Source organism: Streptomyces sp. Act143 (assembly GCF_003143935.1).
Taxonomy (GTDB): domain Bacteria; phylum Actinomycetota; class Actinomycetes; order Streptomycetales; family Streptomycetaceae; genus Streptomyces.
This window is the reverse complement of sequence record NZ_QFRX01000001.1, coordinates 4065989-4070322: the sequence shown is the minus strand read 5'-3', so window position 1 is coordinate 4070322 and position 4334 is coordinate 4065989. Positions and strand designations below refer to the sequence as shown.

Sequence of the window (4334 nt, the reverse complement as noted above, 5' to 3'; positions counted from 1 at the left end):
GTGGAACGTTGATTATTCGGCACACTTGACCTGCTCTGGTCGCTAGTACTGCTTCGGCGTGGAACGCGAGATGGAGAAGGCGAGGGTGTCGGGCACGCTGTTGGGTGTCTGAGGGAATGAACGCCCTCGATGCCGGCCCCAGTGAACTTGCCTTGAGTGGCAGGGTGATGGGTGGCTGGTCGTTGTTTGAGAACTGCACAGTGGACGCGAGCATCTGTGGCCAAGTTTTTAAGGGCGCACGGTGGATGCCTTGGCACCAGGAACCGATGAAGGACGTGGGAGGCCACGATAGTCCCCGGGGAGTCGTCAACCAGGCTTTGATCCGGGGGTTTCCGAATGGGGAAACCCGGCAGTCGTCATGGGCTGTCACCCATACCTGAACACATAGGGTATGTGGAGGGAACGCGGGGAAGTGAAACATCTCAGTACCCGCAGGAAGAGAAAACAACCGTGATTCCGGGAGTAGTGGCGAGCGAAACCGGATGAGGCCAAACCGTATGCGTGTGAGACCCGGCAGGGGTTGCGCATGCGGGGTTGTGGGATCTCTCNGGACGAGTCAGAAACCGTTGATGTAGGCGAAGGACATGCGAAAGGTCCGGCGTAGAGGGTAAGACCCCCGTAGTCGAAACGTCAGCGGCTCGTTTGAGAGACACCCAAGTAGCACGGGGCCCGAGAAATCCCGTGTGAATCTGGCGGGACCACCCGCTAAGCCTAAATATTCCCTGGTGACCGATAGCGGATAGTACCGTGAGGGAATGGTGAAAAGTACCCCGGGAGGGGAGTGAAATAGTACCTGAAACCGTGTGCCTACAAGCCGTGGGAGCGTCGGACATCAGCTTGCTGGTGTCTCGTGACTGCGTGCCTTTTGAAGAATGAGCCTGCGAGTTTGCGGTGTGTTGCGAGGTTAACCCGTGTGGGGAAGCCGTAGCGAAAGCGAGTCCGAATAGGGCGACTTCAGTAGCACGCTCAAGACCCGAAGCGGAGTGATCTAGCCATGGGCAGGTTGAAGCGGAGGTAAGACTTCGTGGAGGACCGAACCCACCAGGGTTGAAAACCTGGGGGATGACCTGTGGTTAGGGGTGAAAGGCCAATCAAACTCCGTGATAGCTGGTTCTCCCCGAAATGCATTTAGGTGCAGCGTCGTGTGTTTCTTGCCGGAGGTAGAGCACTGGATAGGCGATGGGCCCTACCGGGTTACTGACCTTAGCCAAACTCCGAATGCCGGTAAGTGAGAGCGCGGCAGTGAGACTGTGGGGGATAAGCTCCATGGTCGAGAGGGAAACAGCCCAGAGCATCGACTAAGGCCCCTAAGCGTACGCTAAGTGGGAAAGGATGTGGAGTCGCACAGACAACCAGGAGGTTGGCTTAGAAGCAGCCACCCTTGAAAGAGTGCGTAATAGCTCACTGGTCTAGTGATTCCGCGCCGACAATGTAGCGGGGCTCAAGCGTACCGCCGAAGTCGTGTCATTGCNGTGATGGGTAGGGGAGCGTCGTCTGCCGGGTGAAGCGGCACTGGAAGGTAGTCGTGGACGGTTGACGAGTGAGAATGCAGGCATGAGTAGCGATTCACACGTGAGAAACGTGTGCGCCGATTGACTAAGGGTTCCTGGGTCAAGCTGATCTGCCCAGGGTAAGTCGGGACCTAAGGCGAGGCCGACAGGCGTAGTCGATGGATAACCGGTTGATATTCCGGTACCCGCTGTGAAGCGTCAAACATCGAATCCAGTGATGCTAAGGCCGTGAAGCCGCCCCGGAGCCTTCGGGCAAAGGGGAGTGGTGGAGCCGCTGACCCGATCTGGTAGTAGGTGAGTGATGGGGTGACGCAGGAAGGTAGTCCATCCCGGGCGGTGGTTGTCCCGGGGTAAGGGTGTAGGACGNNNTGTGTCTGAGACCTGATGCCGAGCCGATTGTGGTGAAGTGGATGATCCTATGCTGTCGAGAAAAGCCTCTAGCGAGTTTCATGGCGGCCCGTACCCTAAACCGACTCAGGTGGTCAGGTAGAGAATACCGAGGCGTTCGGGTGAACTATGGTTAAGGAACTCGGCAAAATGCCCCCGTAACTTCGGGAGAAGGGGGGCCACACCTGGTGATAGCACTTGCTGCTTGAGCTGGGGGTGGCCGCAGAGACCAGCGAGAAGCGACTGTTTACTAAAAACACAGGTCCGTGCGAAGCCGTAAGGCGATGTATACGGACTGACGCCTGCCCGGTGCTGGAACGTTAAGGGGACCGGTTAGTGACCTTTCGGGGTTGCGAAGCTGAGAACTTAAGCGCCAGTAAACGGCGGTGGTAACTATAACCATCCTAAGGTAGCGAAATTCCTTGTCGGGTAAGTTCCGACCTGCACGAATGGCGTAACGACTTCTCGACTGTCTCAACCATAGGCCCGGTGAAATTGCACTACGAGTAAAGATGCTCGTTTCGCGCAGCAGGACGGAAAGACCCCGGGACCTTTACTACAGTTTGATATTGGTGTTCGGTTCGGCTTGTGTAGGATAGCTGGGAGACTGTGAAGCTCGGACGCCAGTTCGGGTGGAGTCGTCGTTGAAATACCAGTCTGGTCGTGCTGGATGTCTAACCTGGGTCCGTGATCCGGATCAGGGACAGTGTCTGATGGGTAGTTTAACTGGGGCGGTTGCCTCCTAAAGAGTAACGGAGGCGCCCAAAGGTTCCCTCAGCCTGGTTGGCAATCAGGTGTTGAGTGTAAGTGCACAAGGGAGCTTGACTGTGAGACCGACGGGTCGAGCAGGGACGAAAGTCGGGACTAGTGATCCGGCGGTGGCTTGTGGAAGCGCCGTCGCTCAACGGATAAAAGGTACCCCGGGGATAACAGGCTGATCTTCCCCAAGAGTCCATATCGACGGGATGGTTTGGCACCTCGATGTCGGCTCGTCGCATCCTGGGGCTGGAGTCGGTCCCAAGGGTTGGGCTGTTCGCCCATTAAAGCGGTACGCGAGCTGGGTTTAGAACGTCGTGAGACAGTTCGGTCCCTATCCGCTGTGCGCGTAGGAGTCTTGAGAAGGGCTGTCCCTAGTACGAGAGGACCGGGACGGACGAACCTCTGGTGTGCCAGTTGTTCTGCCAAGGGCATGGCTGGTTGGCTACGTTCGGGAGGGATAACCGCTGAAAGCATCTAAGCGGGAAGCCTGCTTCGAGATGAGGACTCCCACCCACTTGATGGGGTAAGGCTCCCAGTAGACGACTGGGTTGATAGGCCAGATGTGGAAGCCTAGTAATGGGTGAAGCTGACTGGTACTAATAGGCCGAGGGCTTGTCCTCAGTTGCTCGCGTCCACTGTGTTGGTTCTGAAACCACGAACGGCCCCATGCCATGGTCACGGTATGGTGCGGCATGTTTGACAGTTTCATAGTGTTTCGGTGGTCATAGCGTGAGGGAAACGCCCGGTTACATTCCGAACCCGGAAGCTAAGCCTTACAGCGCCGATGGTACTGCAGGGGGGACCCTGTGGGAGAGTAGGACGCCGCCGAACGACGCCGCGGGGTCGGGCCCAGGCGTCGACGGTGGCCTGGAGTTCGCGGGCGTGCTCGACCTGGCCCCGCAGCGCCGCCAGCAACCCCAGATAGGCGCGGGTGTGCTGAGCGAGCAGGTGATACCCGTGCGACAAGGTCAGCTCCAGGCACCGCTGCCCGGTCCGCTCGGCCGCGTCCCACTCACCCACCGCCATCTGGTCCAGCATGATCAGATGGCGCGTGGTCATACCGTTGCGCACGAAGCCCGTCTCGGCCTCGCGGTCCGCACTGCGCTGCAGATACGGCCGGTACTGGCTGAGCGTGTCCACGTGATAGGCGGCCACCGACAGCCGTGTCACGTCCCAGGGCTCCAGGTCGGAGACAGCCGCGAACTCGCGCTCCACCCGCTCACGCACCCCGGCCCCGTGCCGCACCACGTCCCCCCACGCGTCCTGGTACACCAGCGAGCGTGCCGGGGTCAGCTCACCCAGCGTCCCGAGCAGCGCCCGCGTCTCCGCCCAGCGTGCCGGGGAACCGGCGTACTGGCTGATGGCCAGCAGCAGGTCGATCAGCCGCGTCAGCACCTCGTCCGGCTGCCGCACCCCGCGCTCGCGCAGACTCTCGATCGCCGCCGACACCTGACGGTGCGTGTGCCGTACGTCGCCGTCCTCGACGAGCGCCACATAGGCCGAGGTCACCACGGCGGCGGGCGACTCGGCCGTGCCCGGGGCGCGGGCGGAGCACAGCAGCCGCTGCGCCTGGTCGAAATGCCCCGCCTCTCCGGCGATGTAGGCCGCGTCGCCCAGTCGGCGGGAGCGTTCCTGGGGGTTCTCGCTCAGTTCGGCGGCGCGGGTCAGCCAGGCCAC

At 60.2% G+C, this 4334-nt stretch carries 1 protein-coding gene and 2 rRNA genes; all 3 read left to right on the top strand.

The features are described 5' to 3' along the window. The first annotated feature begins 218 nt into the window (after nucleotides 1–218). A 23S ribosomal RNA gene (locus DI272_RS18040) occupies nucleotides 219–3277 on the top strand. A 94-nt stretch (nucleotides 3278–3371) separates the two neighbouring features. Then, nucleotides 3372–3488: ribosomal RNA gene (gene rrf / locus DI272_RS18035) — 5S ribosomal RNA — on the top strand. 630 nt (nucleotides 3489–4118) lie between these two features. Beyond that, the coding region (locus tag DI272_RS46000) for a hypothetical protein (protein ID WP_309221661.1) at nucleotides 4119–4334 on the top strand (216 nt) is incomplete at its 3' end.